This window comes from Rhodobacter sp. P2_H5, assembly GCF_056403335.1.
Window position 1 is genome coordinate 1 of record NZ_JBFUFS010000077.1, and the last position, 985, is coordinate 985.

At 62.6% G+C, this 985-nt stretch carries 2 protein-coding genes; one reads left to right on the top strand and one right to left on the bottom strand.

Going from position 1 to position 985, the window contains the following annotated elements; genetic code table 11:
- Positions 1-146: 146 nt before the first annotated feature.
- Positions 147-569, bottom strand: a complete 423-nt coding sequence (locus AC1DVR_RS23560; protein WP_478003055.1) for an antirestriction protein — start codon at positions 567-569, stop codon at positions 147-149.
- Between the two features lie 164 nt (positions 570-733).
- Here AC1DVR_RS23560 and AC1DVR_RS23565 point away from each other — a divergent pair.
- On the top strand, positions 734-985 hold a 252-nt coding region (locus AC1DVR_RS23565; RefSeq protein ID WP_478003056.1), incomplete at its 3' end, for a hypothetical protein.

Genomic DNA, 985 nt, shown 5'->3' on the forward strand with positions numbered 1-985 from the left:
GTGGAAATCCGTATGCCCCCGCGGGCGACCCGTGGCGAATGCCGCCCATGCCAGCCTGCTATCGGCAAATGCAAACACCCCCCGACGAAACCGCCGGAGGGTGCCAAAGGGTCAGGAATTGTCAGTCGGCTGGTGCGGCGCCCGCGTCAGTCGATCGCCTTGAAGATCTCGCCCGCCTCGGGGTGGTCACCTGCGAACTCGTAAAGCCGCATGTAGGCATCGGCAAGCTCGTCGGACTCATGGCGGAACGAGAGATGCGACAGCGCAAAAAGGGTGGCGATGATCCCGGCGGCCTCGGCCGAGACCTCGCCCATATAGCCGTTCGTCTCGCAGAAGATGCGAAACCGCTTGTCAGCGTCGGGTGACATGAACATGGGCTGGCCTTCCCGCTCGTGGAAATGCCAAAGACCACCAGTGTAGTCGTCGGGGGCCAGCCAGAACATGAATTGATAGACGGACCGCTCGCCGATCAGCATCAGGGCGGGGCTGAAGAGCGCGGGCAGGAACGCCATCCGACGCGACTCGGGCACGAGGGTGGCAGGTTTCTGGGCGGTGGCAACTTGGGTCATCGGAAATCCTCCGGATCAGGGGTGAATGGCGCGCCCCGGCGGCTCGCTCGACCCGCCCAAACACGCCGATTTCCGACCCAACTCTTGCTGTCTGGCGGTCGCGGAGTTGATTTTGTTCCCTATATGTTCTATATTGAGTAGACGATCCGCATGAGAGACCCATCATGGACGCTGCCACATTTGCCCTGCCCGCAACCGAACGCCAGATCGCCTATGCGCGGTCGCTGGCACTCCGCAACCAAAGCCTGCTGCCTTGGGAAGTCCAACAGGACCGCCGCTCGCTCAGCGCCTGGATCGAGGCGCAAACGAAGTTGAAACCGGCTGACACCAGCCATCCGACCTCCAAGCAGGTCGCCTTTGCCGAACGGCTGGCGCGGATCAAACGCCGCGCTGTGCCGGACGAATGCTTTAGGGAC